Genomic DNA, 17,494 nt, shown 5'->3' with positions numbered 1-17,494 from the left:
TGGGTGTCGCGGATCAGAGACCGGCTTGCTGCGTCACCGGGCGGGCGATCTTGTATTGCGAGGGGATCACGCTGTTCACGAAAGCCTTGCGGTCCAGGTTCTGGTTGGCTTCGTGGGCGGTAGCGACGGCTTGGGCACGAATGGTTGCGCGGTCGGCCGAAGCGGTCAGGGCCGGGGCAACACGCGACGACACGGCGTCAGCGTACGGGTTTTCGCTACGGGCGGCGACGACGGCTTGCGCATTCACTTCGGCACGGCTGTTGGCCGACACGGGGGCGTGCACGCCTTCATAGGTCTCGGCTTGCGCGCCAGCGGCGGCGAGAATCGTGAGAGCGGCGGCGGCGATGATCTTCGAGGTCTTCATTTCAATGTCCTTTTGTTGGCTTTGGATGATGTTGAACGGGCCACCTTGTCAGTGCCTGATCACTCAGACCAGCCTGGGCTGCTCTGTGAAGACGGAGTTTGCACCCAAAATGTAGGTGGAAACCCTAGCAAAAAGAACCACGGTGTTCATCAAATCGAAACAATGGAAGTCGAATGGACGGTCTTGACCTGCTGAAAGCCTTTCGCGAAGTCGCCGCACGTGGCAGCTTTTCCCGGGCCGCCACCACATTGGGCATGTCGAAGGCGAACGTCAGCAAATACGTAGCGCAGCTGGAAGAGCGCTTCGGCGTGCGCCTGCTCAATCGTTCGACACGTTCGGTCAGCCTGACCGACGCGGGGCATCTCCTGCTCGAACGCAGCAAGCCGCTGATGGAGATGGTCGAACTCACGCAGACCGAACTGCAGGAGCATGCGGGCCACCCGCGCGGACGGCTCCGGATCACGGCGCCCCATGGCCTCGGGCAAAGCACCTTTCCGGGCATCGTCGGCGAATTCATGGCGACCTACCCGGACGTGCACGTGAGCCTGCACCTGAGCAACCGCGTGATCGACCTGGTCGAGGAGGGCGTGGACATTGCCCTGCGCCTGGGCCGCATTCGCGACGAGAACCTCATCGTGCGCCGACTGCGGCTCATGGATCTCGCACTCTGCGCCACCCCCGGCTACTGGGCGAAGCGCGGCCTGCCCAGGAAGCCCGATGACATGCGCCGGCACGACGTGCTGACCTATTCGCTCGCCGGCGGCGCGCCGCATCTCCCTTTCGAGGTCGACGGCGAGCCGTACAGCGTGCCGGTGCACAGCCGCATGGACGCCAACGACGCCGCGCCGCTGATCGGCGTGGCGCTCGCCGGGCTGGGCGCGGTGTGCGTTCCGACGATGATGGCGCAGTCGCATATCGAGCGCGGTGCGCTGGTGCCTGTGCTGAAGGACTACATGCCGCGCGACCTCTGGCTGTATGCGGCCTATTCGCAGCGCCGGCACAACAGCGCCGCCCTGCGCGCGTTGCTGGACTTCCTGGAAGCGAAAGTGCGCGAACCTGAGCCTTCCGACAAGCCGCCCGCACGTACCGTGCGCACGGCCGGCAAGCGCAACGCCAGCCAGCCGGCGGCTACCTGACGTCGAACAGCGCGGCCGCGTTGCTCCACGCGACGCGCTGCGCGACGTCGGGCGGCAGGTCGCCGAGCCATGTTCGGTAGCCGCGCATGATCTCGTCGTAGGCGCTCCAGCGCTGGTTGACCCAGGTGTCGGAGCCGACCATGAAGCGACCCGGGAACTTGAGGATCAGCGCGCGCCATTCAGGGCACAGCACGCCGCCGTCGCAGGTGAGCCCCGGCCGATAGGACAGTTCTCCCATCAGCAGCGGATAGCGCTCGAGCAGCGCCTGCACCCGTGCGACGGGCGGTCCGCCGATGCCCGTGTGGGCCCAGATCATGCGCAGCGTCCGCCCGCCGGAGGGCGCATGGGCCATCAGCAGATCGATCGCCACGTCGTCGACGTGCGCCAGCACCGCGAGCTTCTTCTGCTCCGCCAGGACGATCAGCTTCTTCGCGACCGGCCCGTTGGCATTGGCGCTGTCGTAGAGATGGAATTCCCCCAGCCCCTTGTACGGCCCGCTCGCGGTGCCGAGGGCGAGTTCGGTCTGGACCATTTCGTAGATGCTGTCGTCGCGGAACCAGTTGTCGTAGTCGGCGCGGTTCCGATAGAGCCTCACGAAGGGCACCACCGCCACGCCGGCCTCACGCGTCTCGCGCGCAGCGGCGAGCGTCTTCGTTCCGGCATTGGGGCGTGAGTTGGCGACGATGGCCTTGACGCCGTTGCGCTGCATGCGTGCCAGCGCATCGGCTGGCGGGTAAGGCCCCGTGTTGCCGTCCCAGGCTTCCTGGTTGTAGTGCAGGTGCGTGTCGAAGAGCGGCCCCGTCCAGTCGGCCGCCTGGGCGACCGGCGCGAGGACCATCGCGATGGCAACCCATGCGGCGCGCATGGAACCCGACACGCCCGGCACCGGATCAGCCGATGTGCTTGCCGAAGAACGCCAGCGTGCGCTCCTTCGCCAGCCTGGCCGACTCGGCGTTGTACGAACCTCGCTGGTCGCAGTTGAATCCGTGGTCGGCTTCGTAGATGTGGACCTCGATTTCCGGATGCGCCTTCTTGAAGGCCTCGACCGTCTCGACGGGAATCCAGTGATCCTTCTTGCCGAAATGCGCGAGCACGGGCACCTTGGGCTTGCGCGCGGTTTCCTCAGGCGTCGTCATGCCACCGCCGTAGTACGGCGCGGCAGCCGCCAGGCCCGACAGTTGCTCGGCCGACCGCCACGTGAGAAGGCCGCCCCAGCAGTAGCCCACGATGCCCACCTTGCCGGCCTTCGACGCATAGTCGACAGCGGCCTGGAGGTCCTGCATCACGCCCGGGGCGGGCAATGCCTCGACAGCCATCTTCAGCGCGAAGCCATCCTTCATGTCGTCCTCGGAGTAGCCCAGTTCGACACCTTGCTTCACCCGATGGAAGGTCGCAGGCGCGACCGCGAGATAGCCGTCGGCCGCATAGCCATCGGCCACCGAGCGGATGTGCGAGTTGATGCCGAAGATCTCCTGCACCACGACGACGGCGCCCTTGGGCTTGCCCGAAGGCTCTGCGACATAGGCGGGAAAGGTGAAGCCGTCCTTGGCGGTGAGATCGATGAATTGACCCATGGTCAGACTCCTGTGGTTGGTGGTTATTGCTTCAATGCCCGTTCGACAAAATCCAGGCGGTCCTGCCCCCAGAAGATCTCGCCGTCGATCACGTAGCTCGGCGCGCCGAACACCTTGGCGTCGATGGCCTGCTGCGTGTAGTCCTCGTAGCGCTCCTGCACGGTCTGGCTTTGCGACTGTTCGATGCGGCGGGCCGAGAGCCCGCATTCGACGGCCAGGGCCTCCAGCACTTTCGGGTCGGCGATATTACGCTCCTGCACCCACACGGCGGCGAACACCGAGCCGCAGAGCTTCATCGCTGCATCGGTGCCGTCATGCAGGTCGACGGCGACGATCAGCTTGGCCGCATCGTCGCTCGGCACCGGAAAGAACTTGGGCTTGGGATTGAGAGGGATGTCGAGATGCCGCGAGAAACGCGCCAACTCCACCAGCCGGTAAGCCTGCCGTTGCGGCGCGCGCTTGCCGAGCGGCAGGCCGCCCGACACCGGGAACACGGCGCCGAAATCGATGGGGCGCACCCGGACCGTGGCGCCGGACGACTTCGCAAGGGCGGCAAAGCGCGCATGGCCCAGATAGGTCCAGGGACTCTGGGGCGTGAAGTAGTAGTCGATGCTGCGGCTCAAGAGCGTCTCCTCGGTGATTTAATCCGTGCGGACAGGTTTTAACTGACGCACGGCTTCTGTGCAGGAGGTGGGTTTTGGACCAGGTGCTCTTGATCACCGGAGGCAGCCGAGGGATCGGCGCCGCAACGGCTTTGCAGGCGGCCCGGCGTGGCTACGCGGTCGCGGTCAACTACGCGAGCAACTCGCTGGCCGCCGACGAGGTGGTGCGAACCATCCGCGCGGGCGGGGGCACCGCGATCACCGTGCAGGCCGACGTCGGCGACGAGGCGCAGGTGCTGGCGATGTTCGAGAAGGTGGACGCCAAGCTGGGCCGCCTCACCGCCCTGGTCAACAACGCCGGCGTGGTCGACATGCAGGCGCGGGTCGACGAGATGAGCGTCGCGCGGCTCGAACGCATGCTGCGCATCAACGTGATCGGCAGCTTCGTCTGCGCCCGCGAAGCCGTGCGCCGCATGAGCACCAGGCACGGCGGCAGCGGGGGCGTCATCGTCAACCTGTCGAGCGCCGCAGCCCGGCTCGGATCGCCGGGCCAGTACGTCGACTACGCCGCGAGCAAGGGGGCGATCGAAAGCTTCACCGTCGGGCTGGCGAAGGAGGTCGCGGACGAAGGCATCCGCGTCAACGCGGTTCGGCCGGGTTTGATCGACACCGAGATCCACGCCTCCGGCGGACTCCCCGACCGCGCGTTCCAGCTCGCGTCGACGGTGCCCATGAAGCGCACCGGCAGCGCCGAGGAAGTCGCCAACGGCATCGTCTGGCTGCTCTCGGACGAGGCAAGCTATGTCACCGGGACTTCCCTCGACGTGACGGGCGGTCGCTGATGGCCACGCCCACGATGGACCTGATCAAGCCGCTGATCACGCTGCTGGCCATCGTGAACCCTCTCGCGATCGTCCCCTTCTTCATCCACTACACGCAGGAATGCACGGAGCACCAGCGCAAGCGCACTGCCTGGGTGTCGGCCTTCAGCGCCTTCGTGGTGATCGCGGTCAGCGCGCTCATAGGGTTGCAGCTCCTGTCCTTCTTCGGCATCTCGATCGCGAGCTTCCAGGTCGGTGGCGGCATGCTGCTCCTGATCAGTTCGCTCAACATGCTCAACGCACAGCCTGCCGAATCAAAGACCAGCAAGGACGAGATCCGCGCCACGGAGGTGAAGGCCTCGCTCGGCGCCTCGATCGCGGTGGTGCCGCTGACCATTCCGCTGCTGACCGGCCCGGCCACGATGTCGACCGTGGTCATCTTCGCCGACCGGACGCAGCACATCTGGGAGCTGGCGATCCTCGTCGGCTACGGCGTGGTGATCGGCCTCGCGACCGGCGTCACCTTCTCGCTCGCGGAGCCGATCGCGCGGGTGCTCGGCAAGACGGGCATCAACGTGATGACCCGGCTGATGGGCCTGATCCTCGCGGCGCTGGCCGTCGAGGTCATGGCCGATGGGCTCGGCACGCTGTTCCCGGTGCTGCGCCGGGCACTCTGATCGAGCGCCCTACGCCACCGTCAGTTCGACGAGACGCGGCGTGACGGTGGCGCCGTCCAGCAGGAGTTCGGCCACGGCGATGGGCAGGCGGAAACGTCTCGGCCCCGCGCTTCCCGGATTGATGTAGAGCACGTCGCCGCGCATCTGCGCCAACGGCCGATGCGAATGCCCGGACACCACGACGCGAACGCCTTCGGCGGCCGGGTCGATGCGCAGGTCCGCCAGGTCATGGATGGCGTAGAGGCGCAGCCCACCGACTTCGATCAAGGCCGTGTCCGGCACCGCCTCCGCCCACGGCGCGGCGTCGTTGTTGCCACGTACGGCGCTCACCGGCGCAATGGCGGCGAGGTCATCGAGGATGCGTTGCGAGCCGATATCGCCGCCATGGACGATGTGGTCGCAGCCCTGCAGGAAAGCCAGCGCTTCGGGCCGGAGCAGCCCGTGCGTGTCGGAGATCAGGCCGATGCGTTGCATGCGGTCGGCCGTGCGTCAGCGGGTCTGGTCTACCCACGCGACCAACTCGGCCGCGACCGCATCGCTGGCAGCCACGAGCGCCTTCACGCCGCCCGGCGCATCGTTGCTCGGTGCGGGACGCTGTGCGGTGAAGGTGCGCTGCGCCATCACGCGGTCGCCGCCGGGATTGCTGCGAATCAGCGTGGCGCTGATGCGCACCAGCCCCACGCTGCTTGTCGGCGATTCGAAGAATTGGCTGAACTCTTCCAGCGAGATGCGCAGCGTGTCCGGCACGCGGCCTTCGGTGCGCGCGATGGTGGCGCTCTCCTCGGGACCCAGCACCGTGTGGCCGACGGCGAGCGCCTCGCGCACGCGCTGGCGCAGCAGTTGCGCCGGCGCCTGGCTCCAGCGCGACTGCCCATAGGGCCGCAATTCATTGGCGTCGGCATAGCCGAGGCGGTAGAGCATCTGCGTGCCGTCCAGCCGGGAGGTGGCGTCGATCTCGGCGAGCGCGATCGGCGGCAGCGCAGTCTTGGCGGCGGTCGAAGCCGGCGCACCGGACACAGTGCCGGGCCCGAAGTCATAGAGCGTGGCGCGGGCCGGCTTGTCGGGCAGCGCGCCGCAGCCCGTCGCCAACAGCAGCACCGTCATCGCTCCGAGGCCGGGGAGCCGCGCCCATGGCACGGCGGTAGCGAACTTCTTCAATGCGTCGTTCATGGTCTTGACCTTCAAGGACGAGCGGCCGGTGCGGAGAAGCCGGGCTCACCCGGGCCCGCGACGGTCCCGCCGTTGCCGAACAGCAGCGATTGCGGGTTGTCGTTGATGCCATCGGCCGCACGCCCGAGCCGGCGTACGGCGCGGGACGTGTCGTCCGCCACGCGATTCACGCGCGGCAGCGTCGCATTGTTGAAAGACGCGACAGCCTGCGAAAGCGCCTTGGTGCCGTCCCCCAACCGTTCGATCGGCCCGTCCGCGGCGTTGAGACGGCCGACGGTGGTGTTGAGATTGTTCGCCACGCGGGAGACGTCGGAGGCGGCGGCCTTGACGGTCACCATCGTGTCCTTGGTCCTGTCCACCAGCGGCGGCAGGGCCTTCAGCGCCGGGTTGAGCCCCGTCTTGACCGTGTTGTCCAGCGACTGCGTGAGCTGGTTGGCGCTGGCCGCGGCCAGCGAGATGCTCTCCAGCGCGTCGGCGATGCGCTTCTGGTTGTCGTCGCCCAGCAGCGTGTTGACGCGCCGGGTCGCCTCCTCGACCTTGCCGATGATCGCCTCGCCGCGATCCTGCAGTTGCGCGAGCAGCGAGGGCTTGAGCGGGATGCGCGGCGGCTCGTCGTTGTCGGGAACCAGCGCCACCTGCGATTCGCCCTTGTCGTCGAGCGCGATGAAGGCCAGACCCGTCACGCCTTGGTAGCTGAGCGTCGCGAAGGTCGAGGTCGTGAGCGGCACGCGCTCGTCGACCGTGATGCGCACGCGCACGTTGCCTTTCACCTTGGGGTCGAAGTCGATCGAGGCGACCTTGCCGACGGCGATCCCGCGGTAGCGAACCATCGCCTGCGGCTGCAGGCCACTGACTGCATCGCGCGTGGAGAGTTCATAGAGGTTGCGCACGGTGTTGTCGCGCGTGAGCCAGACGACCAGCGCGATGAGCACGGCGATCAGGCCGAGCACGAAGGCGCCGGCTGCGAGGGCGTGGGCCTTGTTTTCCATGGCATCTACCTTTCAGTTGATGGGGTCTGGCTGCCGGATGGCCGTCCTGCGAGGGCCACGGGCGCCGACCCGTCATGCAGGGCTTCCATGGCACGCTGGCCACGGCCGCCGAGAAAGTACTCGTGGATGAACGGATGCGGGTACGCGATCACGTCGCGCGCCGTCCCGGCGACGATGACCCTCTGATCGGCCAGCACCGCGATGCGGGTGCTCAGGTCGAACAAGGTGTCGAGGTCGTGCGTGACCATCACCACCGTGAGGCCGAGCTCGCGGTGCAGGCCGCGCAGCAGGTCGCAGAAGCCGTCGGCGCTTTCGGGGTCCAGGCCGGCGGTGGGCTCGTCGAGCAGCAGCAGCGGCGGGTCCATGATCAGCGCCCGCGCCAGCGCCACGCGCTTGATCATCCCGCCCGACAGGTCCGACGGGCTCTTGGTCGCCTGCTGCGGACTCAGCCCGACCATCTGCAGCTTGACCAGCGCGGCATCGCGAATCAGGTCGTCCGGCAGCAGCTTGAGTTCCCGCAACGGGAAGGCGATGTTGTCGAGCACGCTGAAGGCGGAAAACAGCGCACCATGCTGGAACAGCATGCCGACGTTGGCCGCCCCCATCGCGCTGAGTTGACCCGGCGGCCGGCCCAGCACGCTGACCTGGCCCTTCGTCGGATGCTCCAGCCCGAGGATCTGGCGCAGCAGCACGGTCTTGCCGGTACCGGAACCTCCCACGAGCGAGAGCACCTCGCCGCGCATGATCGTCAGGTCGAGATCGCGATGCACCACCTGGTCGCCGTCGGGCGACTTGAACACGGTCCAGAGCTTGCGGATTTCCACGACGCTCTTCGCATCGTTGTCGTTCGGCGTATCAGTCATGCGCGCAATCCCACGCCCCTGAACAGCACGGCGAACAATGCGTCGACCAGGATCACGATGGTGATGGAGGTCACGACCGAGGACGTGGTGCCGCGGCCGAGGCTCTCCGTGTTGGGCTTCACCTTCATGCCGAAGTAGCAGCCGATCAGCGCGATCAGGATGCCGAACACCGCCGACTTCGACATCGCCAGCCAGAGGTTCGACAGCGGCACCGCGCGCGGCAGGGCCGAGAGAAAGTACGACGGCGAGATGTCGAGCGACAGGTCGGCCGCGATCATGCCGCCGAACAATGCCGCCATCGAGGTCCACATGCTGATCAACGGCATGGCGATGGCCAGCGCCAGCACCCGCGGCATCACCAGCCGGAAGCCGTGCGGGATACCCATCACGCGCATGGCGTCGAGTTCCTCGGTCACGCGCATCACGCCGATCTGCGCCGTGATGGCCGAGCCGGAGCGCCCGGCGATGAGCACCGCCGCCAGCACCGGCCCCAGCTCGCGGATCAGCGAGAGGCCGAGGATGTTGACGATGAAGGTCTCGGCGCCGTACTGCCGCAACTGCTGGGACGTCAGGTAGGCCAGCACGATGCCGATGAGCAATCCCACCAGAGCCGTGATGGGCAGCGCCGTCGTCCCGAACTGGTAGAGCTGGCCCGAGAAGTCGCGCCACGGGCCGCGGTGCGGCGCGCGGATCAGCTTGCCGACATCGAGGGTGAGCTGGCCGATGAGGCGGAGGAAGTCGCGCGCCACGAACATCATGCGCGGCCCGTTGTGCACGAACGCCTTGAAGCGGTCCGCCAGCGTCGGTCCCGTATCCACAGGCGCCGTGCAGGTATAGAGCGCAACCTGGTCGAGCACGGCCTTGTGCTGCGAATCCATTTCGAGGTGCGGCGGCCAGGCCTTCTGCCAGTGGTTCCAGAGCAGCTGGGCACCGATGTGATCGAGCTGCTCGATGGGCCGCAAGTCCCAGCGCCGATCGTCCTGCGCGGGGACGCACTCGAGGTCCTGCGAGACGGACTCCCAGGCGCTGGGCGATGACATCGCCAGCGCGGTCCAGCGGCCGCTCGCGATGGCCCAGTGGGCGCCTTCGTGGTCGTGCTCCTCGACGCGCGGCTGCACGCTGGCCGCGTCGGGCGCGGTGGCGGGCGATGGCGGGTCGATGGGCATGGAGCGGAGTGGGGTGCGGCGGCGAAGGACGCAACATCGTAACCGGGTGCGTCTGCGCCGAGCCTCCCGATCCACCCCCATCGGCGTAGGCGTTCGCGCAACGCTCGGCCGTTTGCCACAATGTCCGGCTGCGCCGAACCCACACCCTTTCAGCAATCAGCCGGCCTCCGCGCCGGCAGGAGAACGCCATGCAGATGAGCAAGACCCCGATCCACCACTACATCGGCGGCCGCGTCGCCGCCCCGAAATCCTCGCGCGCCCAGGATGTGTTCAATCCGGCCACCGGCGCCGCGACCGGCAGCGTGGCGCTCGCCAACCGAGCCGACATCGACGCGGCGGTCGCCGCCGCGCAGGCCGCATTCCCCGCCTGGGCCGACACCCCGCCGATCCGCCGCGCGCGCGTGATGTTCAAGTTCCTCGAACTGCTGAACAAGCACCGTGACGAGCTGGCGCACCTGATCACTGCCGAGCACGGCAAGGTCTTCACCGACGCGCAAGGCGAGGTCACGCGCGGCATCGACATCGTCGAGTTCGCCTGCGGCATCCCCCAATTGCTGAAGGGCGACTACACCGACCAGGTCTCCACCGGCATCGACAACTGGACGCTGCGCCAGCCGCTCGGCGTGGTGGCGGGCATCACGCCCTTCAACTTCCCGGTGATGGTGCCGATGTGGATGTTCCCGGTCGCGATCGCGGCGGGCAACACCTTCGTGCTCAAGCCCAGCCCGACCGACCCGAGCCCCTCGCTGCGCATGGCCGAGCTGCTCAAGGAAGCCGGCCTGCCCGACGGCGTGTTCAACGTCGTTCAGGGCGACAAGGAAGCCGTCGACGCGCTGCTGGAGCACCCGGACGTCAAGGCCATCAGCTTCGTCGGCTCGACGCCGATCGCCAACTACATCTACGAGACCGGCGCGCGCCACGGCAAGCGCGTGCAGGCGCTCGGCGGCGCCAAGAACCACATGGTGGTGATGCCCGACGCCGACATCGACCAGACGGTGGACGCACTGATCGGCTCCGGCTACGGCTCGGCCGGCGAGCGTTGCATGGCGATCAGCGTCGCGGTGCTCGTGGGCGACGCGGCCGACAAGGTGCTGCCGCTGCTGGCGGAGCGCGCGAAGGCGCTCAAGATCAAGAACGGCACCGAGCTGGACGCCGAGATGGGCCCGATCGTCACGCGCGCGGCGCACGAGCGCATCACCGGCTACATCGCGCAAGGCGAGAAGGAAGGCGCCAGGCTGGTCGTGGACGGACGCGGCTTCGAAGGCAAGAGCGCGGGCGAAGGTTGCGAGGAAGGCTTCTGGATGGGCGGCACGTTGTTCGACCACGTCACGCCCGACATGCGCATCTACAAGGAAGAGATCTTCGGCCCGGTGCTCTCGTGCGTGCGGGTGCACGACCTGAAGGAAGCGGTGGACCTGATCAACGCGCACGAGTTCGGCAACGGCGTCTCCTGCTTCACGCGCGACGGCAACGTGGCGCGCGAGTTCTCGCGGCGCATCCAGGTCGGCATGGTCGGGATCAACGTACCGATTCCGGTGCCGATGGCGTGGCACGGCTTTGGGGGTTGGAAGAAGAGCCTCTTCGGCGACATGCATGCCTATGGCGAAGAGGGCGTGCGCTTCTACACCAAGCAGAAGTCGATCATGCAGCGCTGGCCGGAGAGCATCGGCAAGGGCGCCGAGTTCGTGATGCCCACGGCTAAATAGAGCCCCCCGGCTTTTCACTTCGCTGCGCTGCGTGTAATTCGCCACCCCCCGAGGGGGAGGCGCGGCTCGCCTTGGGGCGGCCCGGCGGCGGCCGCAGGGGGTGGCGGCGGGCGCGGGGGGCCAGCGGCGGCCGCATACTGGCGGGCGACATTCACCAACAACAAGCAGAGACAAGCCAACGGCAATGAGCGACACCACCTTCGACTACATCGTGATCGGCGCCGGCACCGCCGGTGCCCTGATGGCCAATCGCCTGAGCGCCGACAAGCAATGCCGCGTGCTGCTGATCGAGGCCGGCCGCAAGGACGACTACCACTGGATCCATATCCCGGTCGGCTATCTCTACTGCATCGGCAATCCGCGCACCGACTGGCTCTACAACACCGAGCCCGATGCCGGACTGAACGGCCGCACCTTGCGCTACCCGCGCGGCAAGACGCTCGGCGGCTCGTCGAGCATCAACGGGATGATCTACATGCGCGGCCAGTCGCGCGACTACGACCGGTGGGCGCAGCTCACCGGCGACGACGAATGGCGGTGGAACAACGTGCTGCCCGCCTTCAAGAAGCACGAGGACTATTACCTCGGCGCCGACGAGTTGCACGGTGCCGGCGGCGAGTGGCGCGTGGAAAAGCAGCGCCTGCGCTGGGACATCCTCGATGCCTTCGCCGAAGCCGCCGTGCAGGCGGGCGTGCCCCACAGCACGGACTTCAACCGCGGCAGCAATGAGGGCGTGGGCTATTTCCAGGTCAACCAGAAGAACGGCTGGCGCTGGAACACGGCCAAGGCCTTCCTGCGTCCGACCTGCTACGGCCGCCCGAACTTCGAGCTGTGGACCGGTGCCCAGGTGTCGCGCCTCATCCTCGAAACGCAGGCCGACGGTAGCCGGCGCTGCACCGGCGCGCAGGTGTGGGACGGCCACGAATCCGTGGCGGCGCATGCCACGCGCGAGGTCATCCTCTGCGCCGGCAGCATCGGCTCACCCCAGATCCTGCAACTCTCCGGCATCGGGCCGGCCGACCTGTTGCGCCAGCACGGCATCGAGGTCGCGCTCGACGCGCCGGGCGTGGGCGCCAACCTGCAGGACCACCTCCAGATCCGCGCCGTCTACAAGATCAAGGACGCACCCACGCTCAACGTGCTGGCCTCCTCGCTCTACGGCAAGGCAAAGATCGGCATGGAGTACCTGTTGAAGCGCAGCGGCCCGATGAGCATGGCGCCGTCGCAACTCGGCGCCTTCACGCGCAGCTCGCCGGCGCACGAGTGGCCCAATCTCGAATACCACGTGCAGCCGCTCTCGCTCGATGCCTTCGGCGAGCCGCTGCACAGCTTTCCGGCCTTCACGGCCAGCGTGTGCAACCTCAATCCGACCAGCCGCGGGACCGTGCACATCAAGAGCCCCCGCTTCGAGGATGCGCCCGCCATCGCGCCCCACTACCTGAGCACCGACGAGGACCGGAAGGTCGCCGCCGATTCGCTGCGCGTCACGCGCAGGATTGCCGCCCAACCCGCCCTCGCGAAATACGGCCCCGAGGAATGGAAGCCCGGCGTGCAGTACCAGAGCGACGACGAACTCGCGCGCCTGGCCGGCGACATCGCGACCACCATCTTCCATCCGGTCGGCACCACGAAGATGGGCCGCGACGACGACCCGATGGCGGTGCTCGATGCGCGCCTGCGCGTTCGCGGGGTCGCGGGGCTGCGCGTGGTCGATGCCGGCGCGATGCCCACCATCACCAGCGGCAACACCAACAGCCCCACGCTGATGATGGCGGAGAAGGCCGCTGCCTGGGTCCGCGAGGCGGCACGTTGATTTTTCGCGTTTCTATTTGTTGCACTGACGGGTAATCCCCGATGCACTGGCACGGTGCGCCGAACTAAAGTCACGCCACTCGCAAACGGGCCTGCCCCGCAGCGCGGGGGACCGAGGAGACATCTTCAGCAGAACCAGAACAATCGACAAAAGGCATCCGGACGAGATGCCGTTTTTTTGAACAAGGCGCCGCTGGTCGGCGCCTTTTCTTTTGGGCGATCTGGTACCTGCTGCCTACACGGGCGCTGACTCCGTTGCTACGAAATCGATAGCGAAACCGGGTGAGACAATCCGGCCCCATGGAAATCGTGGTGCTGACCCTCGCCTCGCTGTTCGCGGGCTTCGTTGATTCAATCGTGGGGGGAGGCGGCCTGATCCTGGTGCCGGTGCTGTTCAGCGTGCTGCCCGGCACGGCGCCCGCGACGTTGCTCGGCACCAACAAGAGCGCCTCGGTCTGGGGCACGGCGGCGGCCACCGCGCAGTTCCACCATCGCGTCGGCCTTCGCTGGCGCACGCTGCTTCCGGCGGGCGCCCTCGCCTTCGCGGGCTCGATCACCGGAGCGTGGGCCGTGACGGTCGTCCCGGGCGATTTTCTGCGCAAGCTGCTGCCCGTGATCCTCGTGGTGCTGCTGCTCTACACGCTCGCGCGCAAGGATATGGGCCGCCACCACACGCCGCGCTTCAGCGGCCATGCCGAGCTGATCGCCACTGCCGCGATCGGCTTCGCGCTCGGCGTGTACGACGGCTTCTTCGGCCCCGGCACGGGCAGCTTCTTCGTCTTCCTGTTCGTGCGCTGGCTGGGCTACGACTTCCTCAATGCCGCCGCCTCGGCCAAGCTGCTCAACACCATGACCAACCTGGGCGCCTTGCTGCTGCTCGGGCTCAAGGGCCACGTGCTGTGGCACTACGGGCTGGTGATGGCGGTGGCCAACGTGGCGGGCAGCGTGATCGGGGCACGGGTGGCCATCAAGCACGGCGCAGGCTTCGTGCGCAAGGTGTTCATCGTCGTGGTCGGCGCGCTGATCCTGAAGACGGCGTACGACGCGTTTCTTCGCTGAGGCCCGGCCGCCGGGCCGGTGCGCCGGTCGTCAGGGTGCGGTCGTCGCGGTCGCGGCGGCGGACGGCCAGGCGACCTCGCTGGCGACCCGCGGCTTGCCGATCGGCGCCGTGGCCTTGCCGACCCGGATGGCGGCCATGTCCGCCTCGCTCGGGTACTGGTCCATCAGCCAGTAGTCGAACACGCGGCGAGCGATCGGCGCCGCGGCACCCGCACCCCAGCCCGCGTTCTCGACGATGAGCGCCACGGCGATCTTCGGATCGTTGGCCGGTGCGAAGGCCATGAAGAGTGCGTGATCGCGCTGGTGCTCTTCGAGCGCCCGGGCGTTGTACTTGGTGTTCTGTGCCATGCCGACCGCCTGGGCCGTTCCCGTCTTGCCGGCTGCCTGATAGCCGGCACCCGCGAAGACGCTGCGCGCAGTGCCTGCATTGACCACCGCCACCAGGCCCTCCCGTATCACCGCGACGTTGCCGGGGGTGATGCCCAGGCTCAACGCCGCGGGCTGCTCGATGGGCTTCACCTGCCCGGTCACCGTGTCGCGAATCGCCAGGCCGAGGTGCGGCTTGTGCTTCATGCCGCTGTCGGCCACGATGGCCGTCGCCTGCGCCAGTTGCAGCATCGTGAAGGCGTTGTAGCCCTGCCCGATGCCCAGCGAGATGGTCTCTCCCGCGTACCACTTCTTCTGCTCGGGGCGCTTGTAGGCGTTGCGCTTCCACTCGGTGCTGGGCAGCACGCCGCGCACCTCGCCGCCGAGGTCGATGCCCGTGATCTGGCCGAAGCCCAGGGGCTTCATCGCGTCGTGGATCAGGTCCACTCCCATCTCGTTGGCCAGCGAGTAGTAGTAGATGTTGCTCGACAGCTGGATCGAGCGCCGCATGTCGACGCCGCCGATGTTGCCTTCGGGGCTGCCGAAGCGGTGGCCGCCGAAATTGAAGTACCCCGGATCGTTCACCACCACGTTGGGGCCGCGCTTGCCGGTCTGCAGCGCCGCCAGCGCCATGAAGGGCTTGTAGGTCGAGCCCGGTGGATAGGTGCCACGCAAAGCGCGGTTGAGCAGCGGCTTGTCGATCGATTCGCTGAGTTCCTTCCAGCTTTCCGTGTCGATGCCTTCGACGAAGAGGTTCGGGTCGAAGGTCGGCTTGCTCACGAAGGCCAGGATCTCGCCGGTCTTCGGGTCCATCGCGACGAGCGCGCCGCGCCGGTCGCCGTACATGTCCTCCACCAGCTTCTGCAGCTTGATGTCGAGCGAGAGCATGACGGTATTGCCCGGCGTCGCGGGATGTGCAGCGAGCCGCCGCACCGCCCGGCCGCCGGCGGACGTTTCCATCTGCTCGACACCGGTCTGGCCATGGAGCGTCTTCTCGTAGCTCTGCTCGATGCCGAGCTTGCCGATGTATTCGGTGCCCTTGTAGTTGGCGAGGTCCTCGTCCTCCCAGTCTTCCATCGCCGCCTTCTCGGCCTGGTTGATGCGGCCGATGTAGCCCAGCACATGGCTCGCCAGGTCGCCGTTGGGGTAGTTGCGGAACAGCCGCGCCTTGATCTCGACCCCCGGGAAGCGATAACGCTGGGCGGCGAAGCGCGCGACCTCCTCGTCGCTCAGCCGGGTACGGATCGGCACCGAGTCGAAGCTGCGAGAGTCCTCCCGCAGCCGCTTGAAGCGCCGGCGGTCGCGCGGCGAGATGTCCAGCACCTCGGTCAGACTCTCGATCGTGTCTTCCAGGTTGCCGGCCTTCGATGGCGTGATCTCCAGCGTATAGGCCGAATAGTTCGAAGCCAGCACGATGCCGCTGCGGTCGAGGATCAGCCCGCGATTCGGCACCACCGGCACGATCGCCGTGCGATTGCTCTCCGCCTGCTCCGCGAGGTCCTCATGACGCACCACCTGCAAATAGAACAGCCGCGTGCACAGCAGCCCAAAGGCCGTCAGCACGACAAGGCCGATCACGATCACCCGACGCCGGAAGCGCGAGAGATCGGCAGCAACATTGCGGATTTCGGTCATGAAAGTTCAGCTTGAGCGGCGGAAACCACAGGAAGTGCGCACAGCCTGGAGGCGCGCCCGATTAGAGGGGCCGATTCGCATCTGGTTCCGGCGTCCGGCGCTGCGGCGCCAGCAACGCGATGCTGACCAGCGGCCACAAGGCGGCCTCGATGACCGGCGCAATCAACAGCGACCATCCCGGAAACACGCCCCCGCCGATCATGCGGATCGCAAGTTCGATCAGATGGGACAGCGCGAACAGCGGCAGCACCTGCAGGGCCTGCGAGAGCACCGGAAACCACAGCAGGCGGCGGTGGACCATGATCGCGAAGAAGCCCAGCGTCGTATAGGACAGCGCGTGCTGGCCCAGCATCGCGGCCTGGTGCACGTCCATCAGCAGGCCGAACACGAAGGCCGCGCCAATGCCGATGCGCATGGGCTGGTGCACGCTCCAGAACACGATCACCAGCGCGAGCAGGTCGGGCGTCCAGGCGGCACGGCCAAGCGGCACCATGTTGAAAAGCAACGCAGCGATGAGGCTCAGCCACATGAAGAGCGGGCTGACTGGCAGCAGAAGCTGCTGCTGGCCGGGACGCATGATCATCGCGGTGCCTTCGCCTTCTTGTCGGCCTTGCCATCGGCCTTGTCCCCCTTGGCGTCGGCCTTCTTCTTCGCCGCGGGGCTGGCGTTCGCGACCGGCGCCGGGCGAGGCACGGGTTGCCCGCCCGTGGGCGCCAGCACGAGCACGTAGCGCGCCGCCGTCACGTGACCCACCGGCACGCAATGGATGCGGGCAAAGGCCGAATCGGCGCGGCGCTCGATGCGGTCGATCTTCGCGACCGGCAGGCCGGGCGGATAGACGCCATCGACGCCGCTCGTGGTGAGCAGGTCGCCTTCCTGCAGATCGGCGTTGGCGGCCATGAAGCGCAGCTCCAGCCCTCCGCCGTGGGCGCTCGCGTCGCCGAAGGCCACGCTGCGGGCGCCGGTGCGCACGTTCTGCACGGGAATGGAGAGATCGCGGTCGATCACCAGCGTGATCTCGCTCGTGAAAGGCTGTACCTGCGTGACCTGCCCGAGCACGCCATGCTCGTCGATCACGGGCGAACCGGCCGTGATGCCGTTCGTGAGGCCCTGGTCGATCACCAGCTTGCGGGTGTACGGGTCGGCGGTGTCATAGAGCACCTCGGCCACTCGCCCGGGAGTCTGCGTGGTTTCGCGCAGTTCGAGCATCGCGCGCAGCCGCGCGTTTTCCTGCGCGAGCGTGTCGGCCTGGCTCGCGCGCTCCGACTGCAGGGCGAGCGCCTTGCGGGCATCCGCTTCGTTGCTCTGCGCCGTTTGCAGGTCTTCGAGGTAGCGGCTGCCCCCGACCGCCAGTTGAACCGGCTTGAGCGCCAGCCACTGGATCGGATAGAGCACCGCGCCGATGGCCGTGCGCAGCGGCTGCACGATATGGAAGCGCGCGTCCGCCACCATCAGGAACAGCGCAAGCGCGCTGAAGAAGATCAGCTTGCTGAGCGCCGAAGGCCCCTGGTTGAAGAGGGGTGGCGCGGTGCGATCGAGCGTACCGAGCGGCAT

General features: G+C 67.4%; 18 protein-coding genes. 6 read left to right on the top strand and 12 right to left on the bottom strand.

The genetic code is table 11. From position 1 onward, the window contains the following. Positions 1-13: 13 nt before the first annotated feature. Entirely contained in the window at positions 14-364 is a 351-nt protein-coding gene (locus QTH97_RS20600) for an alpha/beta hydrolase (protein ID WP_286570310.1), read from the bottom strand. Positions 365-537: 173 nt separating this feature from the next. Here QTH97_RS20600 and QTH97_RS20595 point away from each other — a divergent pair, with 173 nt between their 5' ends. Next, positions 538-1,500: a LysR family transcriptional regulator gene (locus QTH97_RS20595; protein WP_286570309.1), complete on the top strand. Its 963-nt coding sequence runs from the start codon at positions 538-540 to the stop codon at positions 1,498-1,500. Here QTH97_RS20595 and QTH97_RS20590 read toward each other — a convergent pair. The 3 genes from QTH97_RS20590 to QTH97_RS20580 are packed head-to-tail and all read right to left on the bottom strand — an operon-like array spanning position 1,493 to position 3,697. Next, positions 1,493-2,365 carry an amidohydrolase gene (locus QTH97_RS20590; protein ID WP_286570331.1) on the bottom strand — a complete coding sequence of 291 codons (873 nt, stop codon included), beginning with the start codon at positions 2,363-2,365 and terminating at the stop codon, positions 1,493-1,495. The two genes, QTH97_RS20595 and QTH97_RS20590, sit on opposite strands and share 8 nt — an antisense overlap. Before the next feature lie 25 nt (positions 2,366-2,390). Next, on the bottom strand, positions 2,391-3,074 hold the full coding sequence (locus QTH97_RS20585; RefSeq protein ID WP_286570308.1) for a dienelactone hydrolase family protein: 684 nt from the start codon (positions 3,072-3,074) through the stop codon (positions 2,391-2,393). 23 nt (positions 3,075-3,097) lie between these two features. Further along, positions 3,098-3,697: a 2-hydroxychromene-2-carboxylate isomerase gene (locus QTH97_RS20580; RefSeq protein ID WP_286570307.1), complete on the bottom strand. Its 600-nt coding sequence runs from the start codon at positions 3,695-3,697 to the stop codon at positions 3,098-3,100. 74 nt (positions 3,698-3,771) lie between these two features. Between QTH97_RS20580 and QTH97_RS20575 the strand changes: the two genes are divergently transcribed. Both QTH97_RS20575 and QTH97_RS20570 read left to right on the top strand, forming a co-directional pair. Further along, positions 3,772-4,518, top strand: a complete 747-nt coding sequence (locus QTH97_RS20575; RefSeq protein WP_286570306.1) for an SDR family oxidoreductase — start codon at positions 3,772-3,774, stop codon at positions 4,516-4,518. Between the two features lie 14 nt (positions 4,519-4,532). After that, complete coding sequence (locus tag QTH97_RS20570) at positions 4,533-5,174, top strand: MarC family protein (protein WP_286570330.1); 642 nt, start codon at positions 4,533-4,535, stop codon at positions 5,172-5,174. A gap of 9 nt (positions 5,175-5,183) precedes the next feature. On the opposite strand, the gene QTH97_RS20565 is transcribed toward QTH97_RS20570, so the two are convergent. Genes QTH97_RS20565 through QTH97_RS20545 form a run of 5 tightly spaced genes read right to left on the bottom strand, consistent with a single transcriptional unit; the run spans position 5,184 to position 9,362 of the window. After that, positions 5,184-5,648 carry a metallophosphoesterase family protein gene (locus QTH97_RS20565; RefSeq protein WP_286570305.1) on the bottom strand — a complete coding sequence of 155 codons (465 nt, stop codon included), beginning with the start codon at positions 5,646-5,648 and terminating at the stop codon, positions 5,184-5,186. A 15-nt stretch (positions 5,649-5,663) separates the two neighbouring features. Continuing rightward, positions 5,664-6,344: an ABC-type transport auxiliary lipoprotein family protein gene (locus tag QTH97_RS20560; protein WP_286570304.1), complete on the bottom strand. Its 681-nt coding sequence runs from the start codon at positions 6,342-6,344 to the stop codon at positions 5,664-5,666. Positions 6,345-6,355: 11 nt separating this feature from the next. Further along, positions 6,356-7,333, bottom strand: a complete 978-nt coding sequence (locus tag QTH97_RS20555; RefSeq protein ID WP_286570303.1) for an MlaD family protein — start codon at positions 7,331-7,333, stop codon at positions 6,356-6,358. Positions 7,334-7,338: 5 nt separating this feature from the next. Next, a complete protein-coding gene (locus tag QTH97_RS20550) occupies positions 7,339-8,196 on the bottom strand; it encodes an ABC transporter ATP-binding protein (protein ID WP_286570302.1) in 858 nt (285 codons plus the stop codon). After that, positions 8,193-9,362: an MlaE family ABC transporter permease gene (locus QTH97_RS20545; protein WP_286570301.1), complete on the bottom strand. Its 1,170-nt coding sequence runs from the start codon at positions 9,360-9,362 to the stop codon at positions 8,193-8,195. Before QTH97_RS20545 ends, QTH97_RS20550 begins: the two co-directional genes overlap by 4 nt. Before the next feature lie 194 nt (positions 9,363-9,556). On the opposite strand from QTH97_RS20545, the gene QTH97_RS20540 reads away from it, so the two are divergent. From QTH97_RS20540 to QTH97_RS20530, 3 genes are all read left to right on the top strand, one after another. Further along, positions 9,557-11,068: a CoA-acylating methylmalonate-semialdehyde dehydrogenase gene (locus tag QTH97_RS20540; RefSeq protein WP_286570329.1), complete on the top strand. Its 1,512-nt coding sequence runs from the start codon at positions 9,557-9,559 to the stop codon at positions 11,066-11,068. Positions 11,069-11,252: 184 nt separating this feature from the next. Then, positions 11,253-12,881 (top strand): GMC family oxidoreductase, encoded by a 1,629-nt coding sequence (locus QTH97_RS20535; RefSeq protein ID WP_286570300.1) that lies wholly within the window; start codon positions 11,253-11,255, stop codon positions 12,879-12,881. Between the two features lie 299 nt (positions 12,882-13,180). Continuing rightward, on the top strand, positions 13,181-13,939 hold the full coding sequence (locus QTH97_RS20530) for a sulfite exporter TauE/SafE family protein (protein WP_286570299.1): 759 nt from the start codon (positions 13,181-13,183) through the stop codon (positions 13,937-13,939). Positions 13,940-13,969: 30 nt separating this feature from the next. Here the strand turns inward: QTH97_RS20530 and mrdA are convergent, their stop codons facing one another. The 3 genes from mrdA to mreC form a co-directional block, all read right to left on the bottom strand. Continuing rightward, on the bottom strand, positions 13,970-15,940 hold the full coding sequence (mrdA, locus tag QTH97_RS20525) for a penicillin-binding protein 2 (RefSeq protein ID WP_286570298.1): 1,971 nt from the start codon (positions 15,938-15,940) through the stop codon (positions 13,970-13,972). 61 nt (positions 15,941-16,001) lie between these two features. Further along, complete coding sequence (gene mreD, locus QTH97_RS20520; RefSeq protein ID WP_286570297.1) at positions 16,002-16,523, bottom strand: rod shape-determining protein MreD; 522 nt, start codon at positions 16,521-16,523, stop codon at positions 16,002-16,004. Further along, a complete protein-coding gene (gene mreC, locus QTH97_RS20515) occupies positions 16,520-17,494 on the bottom strand; it encodes a rod shape-determining protein MreC (RefSeq protein WP_286570296.1) in 975 nt (324 codons plus the stop codon). Before mreC ends, mreD begins: the two co-directional genes overlap by 4 nt.

Origin of the sequence: Variovorax gracilis (genome assembly GCF_030317115.1) — a bacterium.
GTDB classification, from domain to species: domain Bacteria; phylum Pseudomonadota; class Gammaproteobacteria; order Burkholderiales; family Burkholderiaceae_C; genus Variovorax; species Variovorax gracilis.
Note: the sequence above shows the minus strand (reverse complement) of the source record. Positions and strands in the feature narration are given on the sequence as shown.